This is a genomic window from Bacillus sp. DE0042 (genome assembly GCF_007680225.1).
Lineage (GTDB): Bacteria > Bacillota > Bacilli > Bacillales > Bacillaceae_G > Bacillus_A > Bacillus_A wiedmannii.
On sequence record NZ_VEJP01000002.1, the window covers coordinates 503,628 to 520,709 of the forward strand.

Sequence of the window (17,082 nt, forward strand, 5' to 3'; positions counted from 1 at the left end):
TACATTTAGCTAAGTGCTGCTGAGAGAGCAGATTTAAGCATAGTATCAAAATCGCAAAAAGTTTCCATATGCTCGCCTGAAGGCTTGTCTAGTTCAACAAATTTCTTTTTGGAAACATTATAACAATACCAAGCTATATCTGAATCTCCGAAAAAAATCAGTTCATCTTCTTCTTTAATTGATTCCCATATTTCATTAGCATCAAAAAAACTATCTACCTGATTTATTGGCTTAAAATCTAAAAAACTTTGGTCAATCCCATATATTATTAATCCATTAAATTCAATTCCATTAACTGTTTTTAAAAATTCACAGTACTGCTGTGGCAGGACATCTTCACCAAATTTTTCTACTACAGATTTACGAAATTTTGATAACTCCTTTTCGTTGATAGGTAAATTGAATTTTCGATTTCGTTTCTCTCTTATTTTGGATATATGACTAATCTTCTCTCTCCACATAACTTCACCTTCTAATAAATATTCAATCCTTTTTTAGGCTAGAATTACACAAAGTAATCCTCAATAGTACGCCCCATTACAAGGATTGGTTTCAAATTGCCCATTGCTTTTGGCGTGCTATTCAAATATTTTCCGAAGCCACTCTAGCTAGTATTAACCATATAATTTATCTAGATTGATATTTTAATGAAACATATTAAAGCGATTTTCATGATCCTACATGCAAACTTTCGAGTTATTTTATAATTAAAGTATTAAATAACCTCTTTACAAATCAAATCAACTTTTTCAAAATATTGTTGTGGCTGTTTCTCACTTATTTCTTTCAAAATTTTAATAACGCCTTCTTTATTTGTAGTTTTAGCCTTCTTCAATACATTAATAAATGGAATAATAAAATCATCTGAAGCTAGAAGACTTCTATAGAATCTTTTAGCACAATATTTAGCTTGTGGCAAAACAATGCTTATCCCTTCAATCAGTTTACTTAAACCATCTTCAACTCCATTTTTTTCGATTATATAAAAAATCGATTCAATTAAATCACCAACAATCGAAGGTTCATCTATTTCATCATGAAATACACTGCACAAATCAATAATTACTTTATTATCTGCCGTTTGCAATATTTCATTTAAGATTTCTTCAAATAGCTCAATGCTATCATCTTCATGATCCAGAAAACGTATTCTTTTTAAAATAAATATCTTTTTTCTAATGACATTTATTTCCCTCCATACTTTGAGTAGAGTTTATTGAAGAGTTTCAAAAAATTTATAGTTTAATAAAAGAATTAATTTCTAGAATACAAATCTATCTTTAGTTATTAATTCAAATAGGTTGGTAATTGATTTAACCATTCTTCAAAATTATCCGCTTCCTTAGTTACACCATGTTCTTCATGAAAATAAAAGTAAACTCCCGTTCGCTGGCCCTCTTTTGAATGAAGACAAAAGTAATCTCCATTACCTATACTATAAAAAGGGATTAGTTCGTTTTTCCAAAAACCTTCTTTCATTTCATAATCATAAATAAATTCAATAGTATCATTTCCGTTCGTCTTACCACTAGAAACATTTAAAATATCCCCTGGAAATACATATTCAGACATTAGTTCAATAAAGCATTTAAATTCTTTAGGAAATTGACATCCAAATTTTTTCTCCAGTTCCCTCCAATCATTATCTGAAGGGGAATCTAAATCCTCTAATTCTTTATCTAACATACTGTCTAATAAGTTTGCAATTTCATCTTTTCCCACAAACTATCCCCCCTTATACTAGAAAAAAGGCTGAATTCTATTTTATTTACAAGTATTCTCTCGATTAAAGTCAAATGCTACTGAATATGTGTTTTAAAATCTTCTATTGACGTTGGGCGTATCATTGGATTATTTTCTATTTCTTATTCATCATTTTTCTCATCAGATTCCCATACTAATTTAAAACGAAACCCTTTCAATCCACTATTTGTAACTCTTTCTTTAAAAGCATCTGATACAAATATTTCTACAGATGTAATAGGGAAATCTCCTAATGAATGTTGCGTGTTACTATTACGAAATATATGCTGATTTTCTACTTTTTCTGGGATAAAGATAAACTCATCATAACCACCGTATTTAGTAGGAACTGATTTTTTATGATCCACACACTCAAAAATATTCGTTACATTTACAGCATAACAACTATATGTCTCATGTAATAGCGGCAAACACTCTACTTGATTCTCTATTAAATCATTTAAAATATGTATAGCTTTTTTTGTAAAAATAGGTGGGGTAGGAAATGACTCTCCTTCAAAACTTAATAAATCGGCTTTTTCCATATGTTTATATGTCTTCATTTGAATAGGTTTCCATGTACTAAGCATAGGTGTACCATTAAATCCATCATCAAATACTTCTTGTCCACTTTCATTATAAGTAGTTACTTCATCATTACCTAATAGATTTGTTAGTTGCCATATATTCATAATAGCTCTCCTTATTCTCAAGCATTACAAGAATTATATTTTGCTTTTTATAAAACTTCTCCCTTATTTTATCACTTCTTGTTTTTCCTCTATCACTATCTGTTAGTTAATTCTTTGGCGATTGTTTCAGCTTTATGTAATTCTTCTAATAATGTATGTGGATAATCATTGTGACTGTCCATATATGCACGTACGCCCCCCACAATGGTTATTCCCTTAATATCCTCGTTATTCTCTAATATTTCTAACGCTTTCTTATATCTTTTATATATTAATTGTAAAATACCACTATTAATATCTTTCACATAGTCTTTCTCCAACTTATGTATCACGACTTTTACTTGTTGAATTAACTGCCTGTTCTTGTTCACTATGTCCTCCTATTTAATTATCATAAATTTTATTTCTATTTTTCACCACTCCAACAATGGCCTTTCCTCAACTATTACTTGTATCTAGTTCTATACATATATTCCTTAGTAACATTTCGTTTACCAACCAGCATGTTACTAAGAAAAGACCCTCTTTTGAAAAAACGAATCAAAAGAGAGCCTTTCTTTATGACTTTATTTCCTATCCATATCTTCTGTCTAAAAGACTATTTAATAATTATGCATTTCTACGTTTCATAAATAATATTGCTCCAAGAGTTAATAACAAAAGACCGGCTCCGACTGAGAACCACGTAAAGTACATATTTCCACCTGTAGCTGGTAATGTTCCTGCTTTTGATGTTTTTCCTGTTTTAGGTTGCTCCGATTGCGGTTTTTCTGACTGTGGCTTTTCTGGCTGTGGTTTTCCTAATTTTTTCTCTTTAAACTTCACCGTATGGCCCGCATCTTCAATGTCAACATTGATTGCTACTAAAATATCATCTTGATATAGCTCTTCAAATACTACTACTTCTTTACCTTGTAGCTTAGAAGCATTAAATGTGAAATCAAGTGTGATAGAACCATTTTTCTCTTTTGCAGTAAACTTAGATTCTACTGCTACTTCTTTATCATCAACTAGTAAAGGCTTCTTTGTTGCTTTATCCATTAGTTTACCTTTTGCAACATATTCTTTTCCTACGATTAAGTCTTTGTATTCCACTTTATCTTGGATTGTGACAGATTCGTTTGCATACATCTCTTTTCCACCATCTGCTTTGTTTGTTGCTGCTGTTTTTATTGTTGGTTCTACGAATCGAACTGTTTGCCCTACATCGTTAATATCAGATTGAATTGCCACTAAAACGCCATCTTGATATACCTCTTCAAAAACTACTACTTCTCTTCCTTGTTGTTCTGCACCTACGAAAGGAAAGTCTAATGTTACAAAACCATTCTTTTCTTTTGCTGTAAACTTTGTCTCAGCTTTTACTTCCTTTCCATCTATTAATAATGGTTTGTTCATTACTTTGTTCATTAATTTACCTTTTACAACATATTCTTTTCCTACGATCAAGTCCTTATATTCCACTTTATTTTGGATCGTGATGGAATCTTTTGCATGCATCTCTTTTCCACCATCCGCTTTATTTGTTGCTGTCGTTTTGATTGTTGGTTCTACAAATCGAACCGTTTGCCCTACATCATTAATATCAGCATGAGTTGCCACTAAAATACCATCTTCATATAGTTCTTCAAACACTACCACTTCTCTTCCTTGCTGTTCTGCACCAACGAAAGGAAAGTCTAATGTTACAAAACCATTCTTTTCTTTTGCAGTAAACTTAGTCTCTGCTGTTACTTCTTTTCCATCAATTAATAATGGCTTATTTATAACTTTGTTCATTAGTTTACCTTTTACAGTGTACTCTTTACCAACAACTAAGTTAGTGTACTCTACTTTGTCTTGGATCGTGATAGACTCCTTTGCATGCATCTCTTTTCCGCCATCAGCTTTGTTTGTAGCTGTTGTTTTCAATGATGGAATCTTTTCAATTTCTGCGCTAGCCTTTGGTAACATTAAGTTAAAGAAAAGAGATATGACAGAGAGTAAAGCTAGAATCCTAATTACATATTTCCTCCCCATATTTACAACCTCCTGTTTGATTTAAATTACAAACATTTAAAATATTCTTACCAAAACACAATTCCATTATAAAACAAATAATTACACACTTTAACATTTTATTTTAATTTTCCAAATTTTAATTATTGGGATTTGCCAATGACTTGTTATGGAATGGAGCACATTTCCTGAAACAAACTAGGAATTACGTGCTCGATTTAATTTATACATGAAAGATGATTCGGTGAGAATCATTGAGGAAAATAGGTTGTTGGCAGAAGTAAACGATGAGTTGTGTGTAACCATATATAATAAGTATAAAAACGTATGAGATGAGATATTCGATACAGTAAAAAATGAGACACCTCACCTATGATAGGACAACTATCATAGGATATCTATTTTCAAACAACTTATATCTATAACCCTAGTAGAGATCATTTTTGTGTATGAATATATTCTTTAATTAGTTTCAGATCACTTTCTCTCTTTTCATCAGGAGAAACTCCTAACTTTTTATACTTCCATATAAGTAATCTCTCATAATGATTATAATTATTTTCTTCCTCTAATAAAGTATAATCAAATTCAACATCAAACTTACCAGTAGAGTATAACTCAAATGTTACATTAGTCCATGGTTCCTTCTTATTTCTTTTAAATTCTTCCCATAACTCTCTAAAGATACTGTCAAGAAGATTTAATTGGTGATCAGTCTCATCTTCATCAATCCCTTCCATATCTTCAATATCTAAACTGTATATCGGTTCCTGCTTATTTTTTGGATAGTAGAAAAATACCGTCGAATCACTATATTCATCAACTTCTGAATATACCATTACTTTTTCCCACGGTTCTGGAATAATACTGTTTAACTGCACAGCTACTTTTTGATAAATACTTTCCATGTTCTCTACATTCATTTACTTTACTCCCTTACAGTAATATACTTTTGTCAAAATAATAAATCTGAAAGCCTCTTTATCTTGCCTCCAGTTTCTTCGTTCATTATTCTATTGGACCTATAAATTGAGTAATGAAATAAACATGCTCGATAAGTTTAACCTTTTGTAAGTTTTCTACTTTTTCTGATCCACCTAATGGAAGTAACGGTGTGTAACCAAAACATTCATCAATTTCAAGGCTTCCGTACCTGTGTATTGCCTGTTTGTAAGGCATCCAATCCAATACTTTCTCTAAAAAATAGTCATCTTTCGTATTTTTAAAGAAAAACTTAAATTTTCCACCTGCTACATCTACCGTACCTTTTCGATACTTAAGTAATAATAAATAGTTATTTTCCCACACAAGAATATCTCCCATACCTGTTGTAAAAACCGGGATAGCCTCTTCATAACGGATATAACTTTCCTTTAATATATCTAAGTATTCTTCTGGATTTATCAACCTTAAATATCCGTTTAACATACTTCCAAATCCATATTGTTTCCATAAAGCTATTATTTGTTCAGGAACTTTACCTGTATACTTTTCAACAATCTCTTGTGACGACTTTTCGAAACATATAAAATCACTTATCTTTTCCATAGTATCTCCTTATCACAATTTCTCTAAGATTGAATTTCCTTTTTCTAAATATAAATCTGGGTCGTCCTCTTTTATCTCAAGAAGAATCCCCTTTAATTATTTCACTCCATTTGATTAAATATTTAAGTCCTATTTTGTCATCTTTTTCCTGACTTATAAGTTTCCCTCTTGTTACAACAACTAAAGTACTGCCTCCTTAACTTTGTTAGAAAGGGAAAAAACACTTATAAGATAATCTTTTGGTTTTTATTCTCTATTAATCATATAATTTATTTAAAAACTCAGTAAAATCAGCAGCAATATAAAACAGATTTTCTCTTGCTACTTCCTCTGCTTCTTCCTCCGTGATTCCTTCGCTTTTCATCAGCGCTTCTTTTTCCCACGCACCTTCATGTTCCCAAAAGACGACAATTGGATTTTCTTCATGTTCCTTATAATCAAAGCAAATTAAATTTCCTGCTGGATCAACCCCAAAAGGAACTACACAATTAGGCAAAGTGGCACGATAATTATAGTAATCGTTTACAATATAATCACTACTCTCCTTATCAAATGAAAGTAATGAACCAAAGACTCTTTCTATTCCTTCAACATCCATACAATATGGCATTACATTAGCACCATGATTTTCCTTTGCACAATCAATATAGTCTTTTGGAAACTTGATTCCCATTAATCCCCCTATTTTTCTAATAAATTCTTCAGTAACTGAATCATCCGCATACTTCCATTCTATATCTCCCATATAATTCTACCTCCTATAAAAATTCAAATAGCAACGTCTTGATACCCCACTTCAGTTACTTTTTCATTTAGTAGACGTATTCCGAGTCCATTCTCTGTATCCCACGTACAATCGAAAGTTATCCCAATATCTCTCTCTTCATGAATATCTCCATATGGGACTACAATTCCAACTAATGTGATCCTCTTAAGTAATTGATCAATTGTTTCGATATGCGGATAATTTTCATTAAATCCAACAGCATATCCTAATTGTTGACGCTCTTGATTGTAATAGTCTAAAATCGCTTGTAAAAAAACTTGCTGCAATTGTTCCCAATTTTGCAACAATGAATTATAAGCAGTATATTGTCCTTCATCAAACTTACCGTCTTCTTCACCTTTCACTATCAATGCTATTTCAACTTCTTTTCCACAAAATTCAACGTTAATGTCCTTAACCCATCCATATGTATACTCAATCTCACCAAAAACTACATCATTTATAATCATTTTTAACTCTCCCTATTTACTCCCTTGGATTCATATCGATTTCTCTATTCGTATGAAAGTTACCCTCTGATATTAACTGTTTTTTCCAGTCGTTTCTATACTCAGTATAGTACTATCAATTGCTAATTTTTCAATGAGTTTTTTCGCCTTACCGTATGGAAATCTCTCTACTAATATATAAGGAAGATTTTTTGAACCCTTTAGCAAATCAATTGCGGAAATCTCAAGCCCTAATACGTTCTTTATTCTTATTAAATCTTTCAAACCTTCACTAGGAGTTTTCACTAACACTATATTACATATATCAGACGACTTATTTATCGTTTTCTGTTCTATTTCACTTACACAACCACTATTCACCCATTTTTTAAAATCAGCGGTAATTACAGTAGCATAGTTTGGATTCATGTCCCCAGAATCAATTACTACCACCTCTTTTTCCTCTGCATACTGAGCCATTAAAAATACATTACCGCCACCGTCATCACCAATTGTGACATACCCCCTCGCATACTCATCTACTTCCCAAACCTCGTTCCTTTCTCCAATATGCTCCGTACCATAAATAAGTAACCCACCACCGATTGAAAAGCCATTTGTACATCTCAATAATTCCTTATATACATTAGGTAATGTAACATTCATGCGATTTTCTACTGCTTGAATTTCAATATCACTCGCTGCTGACTTTTCTATCAAATCTGAAATATTAAATAGATTAATCATTTAATAATCCCTCCTAAACTATCAAGATATTTATACGTATCGATTACTCCCTGCCATCTCTCTATAATCATTTCACTATAGATTTCATTAAATTTATAAAGTATGTCGGTATGTAAGCCTTCATTTTTCATTTGGTAAGTAGACCATCATTTTCCCTTTCATGTACTCACCTTTCCATCCACAAGGCCATCCTCCCATTTTATACACCTCAAATACCTTTTCATAAAGTGAAACTTTAATCAGTGGGGGTTTTGTTCATCCCCACTGATTATTAGTTGAACCAATCGGGCTTTTACGGGCAGTTGATCCCCCACCTAACTTCTTTGCTCTCGCTGAATTTTGAGGTGGCGGTCTTACTGCCCGTTAATGCGGGATAAAAATTATCCACTTTTCCATTTACTAAACGATTTAGTGCACACATCTCAAGGTCTCTTTCTACTTCTTCAAGAATATTTATATGATCAATAGAAATAAACGCCTGATAATAATTATAGTTATCAGAAAAAACTTCATATAACATCTCTTTTTTTGATTCCATATTAGGGTTATAAGTTCCTTCTAATAATTTTGCACTTTCATCCGATTTCATATCATCCCAAACGATTTGGGTAACATCCAAATCTTGAGACCAAGCCAATTCCTGTGCTTTATCAAAATCATGAATCATTTCAATGTCATGTAATAATTCATGTAACTTTATATCATTCCTATCAAATAAGCTTCTTTTTTGTATATACTCGATAACTTCCTCAACTAACTTAGTATTTTCACCATACTTCATCCCAGTAGCCACCTTTCGCGTCCTTCGTCCTTCAGTCCCATTCTCCATACTGTATTCACTTATGGATATTCATTTGAATTTCATTGATTTTTTGTAAGTATCTTTGCTCATGCAGAGCTGCCTCGAAACCCCAATACCCTAAAGTCTAATCAAAAACAACTCTTAATCCTAGGTTTTACAATAAATAAAAAGAATCCATTTTGAAAAAAAGATTGATCAAAATGGATTCTTCTTCAGCAGATTTTTTGTTTCGGCTTTATAAAAATTCGAGCATTTTCTGCCTGTATTGCTCCATTCACCGTGCTTGATTATTCTCTTAAAAGTGAAGAGTTTCTATTAAACTTTTTTAATATACTCATACACTTCTTTAGGTTTTATATTAAGCATGTGAGCAATCTCCGTTATTTTCTTTCCTTCTTCCTTCATCTTTTTTACTTTTATCTCCATTGTTTGCTCATATTCTTCTGCAATATCAAATAATGGACTTAATAAAGAGTGCCATATTTCAAAATCAGTAAATTTATTTCTTTCCAAAAACTCATTTAGCAATATTTCCAATTCTTTAGTTTGTATCATTCTTTTACCTTCTAACACTTGTTTCTCAGTAAGAAAATCACCTATATCTTTCATAAAATTAATAAATGAGTCCATGGAATCTGCAAGAAAATCGCCACCACTCCAACTGTCCATTCCGTGCATGATGGAAGAAATAGGGTATCTTTCCTCACTTAAATCAATAATAATTGGATCTCCACACATCGTTTCATATGCAATAACAATCCAATTTGCGTCCCAAGTATCTTCCTCATCGGTTACAAGGGAGTTTCCATCGGTGTCAATACTGTATCCTACTTGAAATTCATCTAATTGCTCAAAAGAACACACATCAAAATTTACATACTCTCTAATTTTTTTATGTTCTAAGTTAATAAGTTCTAAATTTCTCTTTATCTCTACTTTTTGATGATAAGAATTAAATTGTATCATTGTCATTTTTACTACATCCCTATTCATACTTTATATGTATTCTTTTGTATCTGGTTGTTTACTAACAAACTAAGCCAAGAATATTAATAATAGATATTGTTATTTTTTCTTTACCTCATATGAAGATTCTGTATATACAGTAAAAATAAAGTGATTTATATCCGAATATGTATTTGCAGGACTACTATGCCGAGGGTATAAATAAATTGTTTATAAGATCTGTGAAACCTCCTTTAATATTTCATCTTCCTAACTTAGAAACTCCCGATATCATTTTAAAATCCTTCAATTTAGTTGATTGGAGATTATTTCATTAACTCTTTAAAAAAATCAAATAATCTCCATCCTCTGTACTAAAACATCTACCTCTAGATTTCTTATTAGCTATCTCTAAATACCCTCTAGCTTTAGAGAAATCTCCTACTTCATAAGCCACCTTGCCAGCCCAAAATTCTCGTTCGCCTGTATCTCCTCTTTCAGGATCTGCGACAAATATTTTATCAATCCATTTTTTCATCCGTTCAACATCACTTAATAAAATCGAGATATCTAAAATACCCCATATTATTAAAAAACTTTCATCATAAGTTATTTTATCATTTGGAAGCTCTCCCCATGCTCGCTCCAATAAAAAAACAGACTCTTCTAAATTCCCTTTATCAAACTCTTCATTACTCTTATCCATTAATTTTTGTATAAAGATACCTTTTTCACCTGTTACATAAGCCATTCCTATCTACCTCCAAAATTACCTATGTAAAAAAGCACCTTTTGTCTTTTGAAAAGAAAGGCTTTTCTTTACTTCAAAAAATACTTTAATACATTTAATCCGGTGTAATATATATACGTGGTCATTACATTAAATTTCTAATCTTCATAAATTACCGATCCTATATACTTAAAGTTCCTACTATCCAGTTTTGCTTCTTCAACAAGTTCTTCATACTCAAAATCATATAACCTAATGACAGTATTGTATTGTTCTTCTAAATTTTCACCATAAAAGTCTATAAGTTCACTTATAATTAATTCAGAATACGAAGCATTCTGTAGTAATTCAGACAAAGACGATGTAACATGTTCATTATATGTACATTCTAATAAGTCTTGGTTATACTCAATGAAATCTATTTGAAAATCAGTCATAAAACACGAAGGAATTCTGTTCCCCTCATTATCATATTTTATTTCTACATACTTTCTTAACACCATTTTGCTAGTACAATTTCCAAACCAAAGAGAAACAACTCCTGGACTTTCCATATTAATCCTCCTTTCCAATTTTTCTATGTTCTAATAGTAATAAATTAGGCACACTGTTTCAGATATAGTGTAATCAGCTTCTTAAATTCTTTTTAAATATTTCAATTATTCACCAGTTAAATTATTAATAAATCTTATTTTTCCATTTTCAGAAACTAATTGTAAATCACTACCTATTGGTAGCTCGTATATTCCCAGAATGGCCAGTTCAATATTTGCTACGGCATTAAAATCACACAACGCTAAATTTTCAGAATTATTAATATAATCATCATCAATTTTCGGAAATAATTTCCAACCATCATCTGCTGCTTCTATTAAATTTCCTCTCAATATCCGTTTCAATTTTCCTGTTTTATTAATTATATTTTTTGAAACAATACAGGCACCAGTTTTTTAATAATTTAATAGGTTTTTTTGATTCATTTTTCCCCATTCCTCTAATTAATTATGAAATAACCCTTTCATTTTAACTTTCTATTAATCATGTAATTTACTTAAGAGCTCTGTGAACGTATTAGCAACAAAAAATACATTTTCCCTTGCAACTTTCTCTGCTTCTTCTGTTGTAATCCCTTCACTTTTTATTAACACTTTTTTCTCCCATGCGCCTTCATGCTCCCAATAGATGACAATTGGATTTTCTTCATGATTTTTATAATCAAAACAGATCAAATTTCCTGAAGGATCAATTGCAAAAGGAATAACCTGATTAGGAATTGTTCCTTTATATTTTTCATAAATCTTTAATATATTCTCTATGCGTTTTTCATCATAAGAAAGTAACGAGCCAAATACCCGCTCTACTTCGTTTACATCAAAAGCTTCGGGTTCTGCACTTGCACCATTATTTTCAAGTACACATTCAATATAATCTTGTGGAAAATGAACGCCCATTTTTCGGGCTACCTCTAGCACATAATGCCGACTAACAAGTTTATCTGGATTATCCCATTCTATATGACTCATCTAATACCATCTCCCCATAATTTATTTTCATCTAAGTGGTTGATACCAATTGCACTTTATCTGGAATTTGGTATTATCGCTATTCTACAAATGAATGCTCAAACTTTCATGAGTTATTAATTCAATTTAAATATATCTATTAATTTTGATTTTTTAAAGGTTATTATTTTTCACTTCCTCAAACCACTCATCAGCAAAATCATCCGCCGTTTTTATATCATCACTTGTATGGATTAAATCATACTCATATTCAGCTTTAAACTTACCACTCTTAGCATCGTATATTAATTTCATCTCAGTTGGCATATCTTTTTCGTATTCTTTGCATAACATTTCAATTCCTTCGATATCTTCACTTATAATTTGCAGAACCCGAAACATTTGTTCTGGAGATACATCATATCTTTTTTCTCCATTTTCCAATGCATCATTAACCTTGTGACACTCTACATACTTATTGTTAATGAAATAAAAGAAACTACTAGAAATCATATCTTCTTCACATGAAGCGTACACATATACTTTATCAGCTCTATCTTCAACATATTCCATACATATGGATATCATATCAGCTTGCAATTCACTAAATCTATCTTCAAACTCTTTCATACTACATTACACTCCTTTTATAAAATTTTAAATTTTGCATTACCTGGCTTACCTTTTTTATAGTGTAAGTAACTATAAATTTGTCTGGATTCTTATCATTTCCAAAGTATATAATATCCATCTTAACTGTTACTTCTTTTGGTGGTTTTTCTTTTAAAGCTGCAGCTCATTTATTTTCAACTTATTCATATTTCTTCAAATTCACATCAGTTAATTGCGAAACTAAACTTTCAATTTCAGGTGAACCTTCAAATCTATCACCTGCCAAATGTCCTGCATGATCTTGCCCTTTTACGCAGCTAAACATTTAACTTTTTAATAATTTAAGATACTTAGTATTCTTCGGATTCCCAAAACATCTACCTTCTGATTTTTTATTGGCAATACTAAAAAATTCTTTTGCGGTTTCTAAATCACCTAATTCAAAAGAAACTTTTCCTGCAATAAATTCCTTATCACCGGAATCTATACGTGCAAATCCAGTTAAAAATATTTTATCTGCCCACTCTTTTGCTTTTTTTAAATCATTTAGCATAAAACAAGTGGAGATAATATCCTTAACTAAATGGTAACTCTCTTCACAATAAATACCTTTAGGGTCAGGTATTATATCCCATGCCTCTTCTAATAACACAATAGAATGATTATAGTTACCATTATTAAATTGTTCATTGCTTTTTTCCAAAAGACTTTCGAATTCTTCTTTTATAGGTGATTGTAAAATGGCCATATTTATCCTCCTCAAATCATATCCTTAATCAATTCAAAATACTTATCATCCTCATTAAAAAAGAGTTTATAGCCTTCTAAAATGTAAGCTCTTAACAGATACTCCTTAGCTTTATCAAGCTCCCCACACTCGAATAAACTCTCTCCAAGCCTCAGTAAAATAAATGGATTTGAAATACCATCCGGACAGTTTCGTGCATTATATAAATTACTTTTTGCTTTCTCATACTCACAATTTAAAAAATAAGTATCTCCTAATGCTGTATAAATCCATGTACTTGTTTCCCAATCGGTCTTCGGTAACGGAACCAAATCCAGAGCAGCTATATAGCTCTCTATTGCTTTATCATCTTTTCCTTTTTCAACAAAAGCATCTCCTTTGTTACATAATCTCACAATTCGGTCATACACTTGATCGTTGAGTTCCAATATAAATCCTCCCAATAATTATTTATTTGTTGGCAAGTAGTTTTCATTTAACTTTGTACCTGCGCATCGATTTAAACTATCATGATCTAATACATAATTATTGGAGTCTAACATCCATTCTCTAACCGCTGGGGACTTCGCTCCATAATGTCTACCTGTATGTACTATTCCACCATAAAACTACATCAGTTAAATGAGTCATATCTGCTTGATCTAGAGGATACCATTTATTATCACTTGCCATAAATTCTATTTCACCATCACGTTTTGTACGGATTTTCGATGAAATTGAATTTCCCATTCTTTCCGTTTACTTCTCTCCCCGTATTGGAGCCTTTCCCAGGCGTATTCCCCAACAGGTCGATGCCATTTTCCATTTGCATCTTGATTGATAATAGCCTTTAGGTACATTACCCGTACCCTATGTTGTAATCTTAAAATAAAAAGCACTTGTTGTCTTTAGCTGACAATCAAGTACTCAAAGTTCATCTCTTTTAAATAGCATTAATTTTGTAAGTTTTAGAGTACTATGGCACCTTTTATATGTATTGACAACTACTACGTAAAAACTTATGGGTTTATTGGTTTCATGCCCATTCCATGTGTTTATATTCACCACTATGTAAAATTTCATTTTGCCTAAGCTCGTACTTTGTTTTCTATTCTATCATCGCACATTGTACTCCATGATGGTACTACCTTCATGGGCTCTGAATTTCAGCATATCATCTTTCATGTTGTCCAAAGTAAATATCCATAAAAAGCACATCATTAATTCATAATTTAAAAATATTCTTGTTCAATTTCGCAAATAACTACTCGAAATAAAGGTTATAATCTATCTCAACCTTACTAAGACCATCTAGTACTTTCTCTACCCTATTAGTCAAGTCTGCTATTTCTTCATGTGTCAGTTCGTTTGTAACATCTAAATCTTTAAACATACTTAATCTCTTTGTTATCCCTTCGACATACCCAATAAAGACCTTATTTTTGGATAACAATATTTCACCTACAGCAGTATCAACAATAAAGTCTTCTACCTTTCCAACATTTATATATTCATTAACAGTTCTTGCTATTGCATAATCATGTCCCCTATTTAATTTTAAATAATCATTATAGTCTTCGTTAATCACCTCAAATATTTCATTATATTCCCAGTCTTCCATGATATCACTCCTCTTTTATAGTTTAAGTCTTTCATCGTTATTGCGAATAACTTCCAATTCAATATTCTTATATGTATTAGCAAATTCAGCTATTACTTTGCTACAACTATCACACGTATCTGGTTATCTAAATGATATAATTTTACCAGTAATATTTACAGCATACCCCAGTTTTAAAGCAATTTCATTCAAAAACATATACTCAATCTTACAATTTTTTATATCTGTTAAAAAACCAGCATCCATGGTCAATGGATACTGGCATAATATTCTTACGTATCAAACATATTATAACAAGTAAATGTAATACCTCTAGTCTTGTTCTTTTAATCCAATGTTTTCTCTTTTAATATCAAGTACATCTGAAACACCACATTCATCAAATTTTCCTATTAAATATTCATGTCCTTTTTGTAAAGCTTTGATTCTTTCTTCTGTATAAATAGGTATTAAAGTATAAAAATTAATCATTCTATTTTCTGAATCTACAAAACTTCTTACCTCTTTAGATCTACCGATTAAAATACATGATAATTCTGTATTAGAAGCAAATGGCATTGGAGGTTCTCCATTTGGAAGAATGACCCCTTCCTCTAACCAACCATCATATTTATGAGGTATGTGAGCAGCCATTCTCACCCACTTCAAAGGCCAATAATTATCTTTGTTCGTCAATTCTGTTTTGTTTATTGGCCAATTTGCAGGCAACTTTAATACTAATTCAGCATACTTAAATCCCTTACTGTCTTCCGAATCATCCATTGCAAAATCACTCATCCCAGTAGTCACAAGAGTTATAAAATCATGTTTTTTTGATGGCAATATAATTTGAATATCAATTGATACCTTACTACCGGGTATGATTTCACTGATAGTATCCTCAATGGGGCCGAATTGTTCTGTTATATAATCTAAAATCTCAGTTTTTTCATTTTCCCCAGTATCTTTATATGCACCTCTTTTAGTAGCATCCAATAAATTCGCTATTTCTATTTGCCCTTGTTCATGTGCAAATGCTAACGCATTCATATTTTTCATATATTCTCCCGTGTACTTAACGTGAATGTCAATTCCATTTTCAATCAGAAGTTTTACAATATCTATATATCCACCCTGAATAGCACCAAACAAAGGATTCCTTTCCGGTTCACTCGTATCCATTTCAGCTCCACAAGTCAATAGATACCTAACAATTTCAAACTGTCCTTTTGAAGCCGCTTGGTTAAGTGCCCCACCACCATATACATCACCGCGCTTATTTATATCAGCACCTAATTCTATAAGTCGCTTGACTATTTCAAGCTTTCCATGTGTGGCTGCAACATGAAGAAAAGTTCCAAACGGTCTCATCGACATATTCAAGAGCTCAGTATCTGAACCAATTAACTCAACTACACCTTTAACATTATTTTGCTTAATGGCTGTACGAATTTCTTTAGCTAGTTGAATATTTTGCATATTAATCCCCTTATCTCAACTTCTTTTTTCTCCGTAAAGATGCCGATAATTTTCTTATAGCGTTATTCAAATTAACTCGTAATGGTACTACATTTTAAAGTTCATTGTATCCACACCCAAAACACTATTCTTTATGCTGCTCTTTTAGCATTTCCATTCCGTACAAAAATCTCTTAATAGAATCCTCGTTCTTCAATAATTTACTTAAGTATAGTAACACATCAAACTCTTCAGGATCTGCATCATAATAGATCATTCCTGGATCAATAAAAGGCTCGTAAACTATATGGCAGATATTTCGGCCTGCTATTGTTACACTAAAACATCTTTCATATTTGGAAATATACCTATTTACACAAATGAAATTGCCTATCGATGTTTCAAATGAAAGTCCATTATAGAAAAAATATAATTTGTTATTTTTAATATATATACCAACTACCTGCCCATCTTCACTAAATCCTCCAACACCTTGTCTAACCAACTCTACCTTGTTCTTTTCGACTATTGAATATCCGCTAGTTTCTAACATGATATATGTTCCTACCTTGGAGTAATTATTCATTATTATCATAAATTTCCTCTCCTAATGCTTTCATTCTAATAGTATATGTATTACATCATCTTTTTACATTGATTATTAAACTAATATGAATTTGTATTAATCTACTATAAGTTTTAATATGCTCAATCCAGTACTAGTACAATCCACTGTACTCAAACTTTCTTCCCTTCATGAATG

Annotated in this window: 24 protein-coding genes and 3 pseudogenes; all 27 read right to left on the bottom strand. The window is 31.4% G+C overall.

The window, feature by feature from the left end; genetic code table 11:
• Positions 1–5: 5 nt before the first annotated feature.
• Positions 6–461 carry a YrhA family protein gene (locus tag FS802_RS13005; RefSeq protein WP_000267971.1) on the bottom strand — a complete coding sequence of 152 codons (456 nt, stop codon included), beginning with the start codon at positions 459–461 and terminating at the stop codon, positions 6–8.
• A gap of 254 nt (positions 462–715) precedes the next feature.
• Complete coding sequence (locus FS802_RS13010; protein ID WP_306474158.1) at positions 716–1,189, bottom strand: Imm30 family immunity protein; 474 nt, start codon at positions 1,187–1,189, stop codon at positions 716–718.
• Positions 1,190–1,287: 98 nt separating this feature from the next.
• Positions 1,288–1,722, bottom strand: a complete 435-nt coding sequence (locus FS802_RS13015; RefSeq protein WP_000513841.1) for an SMI1/KNR4 family protein — start codon at positions 1,720–1,722, stop codon at positions 1,288–1,290.
• A gap of 143 nt (positions 1,723–1,865) precedes the next feature.
• Positions 1,866–2,435 (bottom strand): imm11 family protein, encoded by a 570-nt coding sequence (locus tag FS802_RS13020; RefSeq protein ID WP_001028688.1) that lies wholly within the window; start codon positions 2,433–2,435, stop codon positions 1,866–1,868.
• Positions 2,436–2,530: 95 nt separating this feature from the next.
• The gene (locus FS802_RS13025; RefSeq protein ID WP_001039210.1) at positions 2,531–2,806 is read right to left on the bottom strand and encodes a hypothetical protein; all 276 of its coding nucleotides are present in this window, start codon (positions 2,804–2,806) and stop codon (positions 2,531–2,533) included.
• Between the two features lie 238 nt (positions 2,807–3,044).
• A pseudogene (locus tag FS802_RS13030) lies at positions 3,045–4,361 on the bottom strand (VaFE repeat-containing surface-anchored protein); the annotation flags it as partial.
• Positions 4,362–4,870: 509 nt separating this feature from the next.
• The gene (locus FS802_RS13035; protein ID WP_098251757.1) at positions 4,871–5,356 is read right to left on the bottom strand and encodes an immunity protein YezG family protein; all 486 of its coding nucleotides are present in this window, start codon (positions 5,354–5,356) and stop codon (positions 4,871–4,873) included.
• A gap of 85 nt (positions 5,357–5,441) precedes the next feature.
• Positions 5,442–5,981, bottom strand: coding sequence for a T6SS immunity protein Tdi1 domain-containing protein (locus FS802_RS13040; protein WP_000411576.1), 540 nt, complete (start codon positions 5,979–5,981; stop codon positions 5,442–5,444).
• Between the two features lie 256 nt (positions 5,982–6,237).
• Positions 6,238–6,726, bottom strand: a complete 489-nt coding sequence (locus tag FS802_RS13045; RefSeq protein WP_098251756.1) for an SMI1/KNR4 family protein — start codon at positions 6,724–6,726, stop codon at positions 6,238–6,240.
• Positions 6,727–6,749: 23 nt separating this feature from the next.
• Positions 6,750–7,217 (bottom strand): DUF2004 domain-containing protein, encoded by a 468-nt coding sequence (locus FS802_RS13050; RefSeq protein WP_000586127.1) that lies wholly within the window; start codon positions 7,215–7,217, stop codon positions 6,750–6,752.
• A gap of 72 nt (positions 7,218–7,289) precedes the next feature.
• Complete coding sequence (locus tag FS802_RS13055; RefSeq protein ID WP_000609059.1) at positions 7,290–7,943, bottom strand: SMI1/KNR4 family protein; 654 nt, start codon at positions 7,941–7,943, stop codon at positions 7,290–7,292.
• A gap of 120 nt (positions 7,944–8,063) precedes the next feature.
• Positions 8,064–8,174: pseudogene (locus FS802_RS31880) on the bottom strand (cytoplasmic protein); the annotation flags it as partial.
• A 61-nt stretch (positions 8,175–8,235) separates the two neighbouring features.
• Positions 8,236–8,724, bottom strand: a complete 489-nt coding sequence (locus FS802_RS13060; protein WP_002096458.1) for a hypothetical protein — start codon at positions 8,722–8,724, stop codon at positions 8,236–8,238.
• A 336-nt stretch (positions 8,725–9,060) separates the two neighbouring features.
• The gene (locus tag FS802_RS13065; protein WP_000177836.1) at positions 9,061–9,717 is read right to left on the bottom strand and encodes an SMI1/KNR4 family protein; all 657 of its coding nucleotides are present in this window, start codon (positions 9,715–9,717) and stop codon (positions 9,061–9,063) included.
• 307 nt (positions 9,718–10,024) lie between these two features.
• Complete coding sequence (locus FS802_RS13070; RefSeq protein WP_000332225.1) at positions 10,025–10,441, bottom strand: hypothetical protein; 417 nt, start codon at positions 10,439–10,441, stop codon at positions 10,025–10,027.
• 137 nt (positions 10,442–10,578) lie between these two features.
• The gene (locus tag FS802_RS13075) at positions 10,579–10,974 is read right to left on the bottom strand and encodes an immunity 22 family protein (RefSeq protein ID WP_000445625.1); all 396 of its coding nucleotides are present in this window, start codon (positions 10,972–10,974) and stop codon (positions 10,579–10,581) included.
• A gap of 105 nt (positions 10,975–11,079) precedes the next feature.
• On the bottom strand, positions 11,080–11,307 hold the full coding sequence (locus FS802_RS13080; protein ID WP_371410390.1) for an immunity protein Imm33 domain-containing protein: 228 nt from the start codon (positions 11,305–11,307) through the stop codon (positions 11,080–11,082).
• A gap of 147 nt (positions 11,308–11,454) precedes the next feature.
• Positions 11,455–11,943, bottom strand: coding sequence for an SMI1/KNR4 family protein (locus FS802_RS13085; RefSeq protein WP_098252017.1), 489 nt, complete (start codon positions 11,941–11,943; stop codon positions 11,455–11,457).
• Positions 11,944–12,096: 153 nt separating this feature from the next.
• Positions 12,097–12,552, bottom strand: coding sequence for an immunity protein YezG family protein (locus FS802_RS13090; RefSeq protein WP_000657434.1), 456 nt, complete (start codon positions 12,550–12,552; stop codon positions 12,097–12,099).
• 181 nt (positions 12,553–12,733) lie between these two features.
• Positions 12,734–12,859, bottom strand: coding sequence for a DNA/RNA non-specific endonuclease (locus FS802_RS31525; protein WP_260989067.1), 126 nt, complete (start codon positions 12,857–12,859; stop codon positions 12,734–12,736).
• The gene (locus FS802_RS13100; protein ID WP_000996346.1) at positions 12,860–13,282 is read right to left on the bottom strand and encodes a hypothetical protein; all 423 of its coding nucleotides are present in this window, start codon (positions 13,280–13,282) and stop codon (positions 12,860–12,862) included. It lies immediately after the preceding gene.
• Positions 13,283–13,293: 11 nt separating this feature from the next.
• Positions 13,294–13,710, bottom strand: coding sequence for a tetratricopeptide repeat protein (locus tag FS802_RS13105; RefSeq protein ID WP_000422370.1), 417 nt, complete (start codon positions 13,708–13,710; stop codon positions 13,294–13,296).
• 151 nt (positions 13,711–13,861) lie between these two features.
• Complete coding sequence (locus FS802_RS31530) at positions 13,862–14,011, bottom strand: hypothetical protein (protein WP_240515198.1); 150 nt, start codon at positions 14,009–14,011, stop codon at positions 13,862–13,864.
• A gap of 514 nt (positions 14,012–14,525) precedes the next feature.
• Entirely contained in the window at positions 14,526–14,882 is a 357-nt protein-coding gene (locus tag FS802_RS13115; RefSeq protein WP_000390490.1) for an Imm3 family immunity protein, read from the bottom strand.
• Between the two features lie 15 nt (positions 14,883–14,897).
• A pseudogene (locus tag FS802_RS31535) lies at positions 14,898–14,990 on the bottom strand (deaminase domain-containing protein); the annotation flags it as partial.
• Between the two features lie 204 nt (positions 14,991–15,194).
• Positions 15,195–16,340, bottom strand: a complete 1,146-nt coding sequence (locus tag FS802_RS13125) for a suppressor of fused domain protein (protein WP_001179665.1) — start codon at positions 16,338–16,340, stop codon at positions 15,195–15,197.
• A gap of 124 nt (positions 16,341–16,464) precedes the next feature.
• On the bottom strand, positions 16,465–16,914 hold the full coding sequence (locus tag FS802_RS13130) for a hypothetical protein (RefSeq protein ID WP_000585091.1): 450 nt from the start codon (positions 16,912–16,914) through the stop codon (positions 16,465–16,467).
• Positions 16,915–17,082 lie beyond the last annotated feature (168 nt).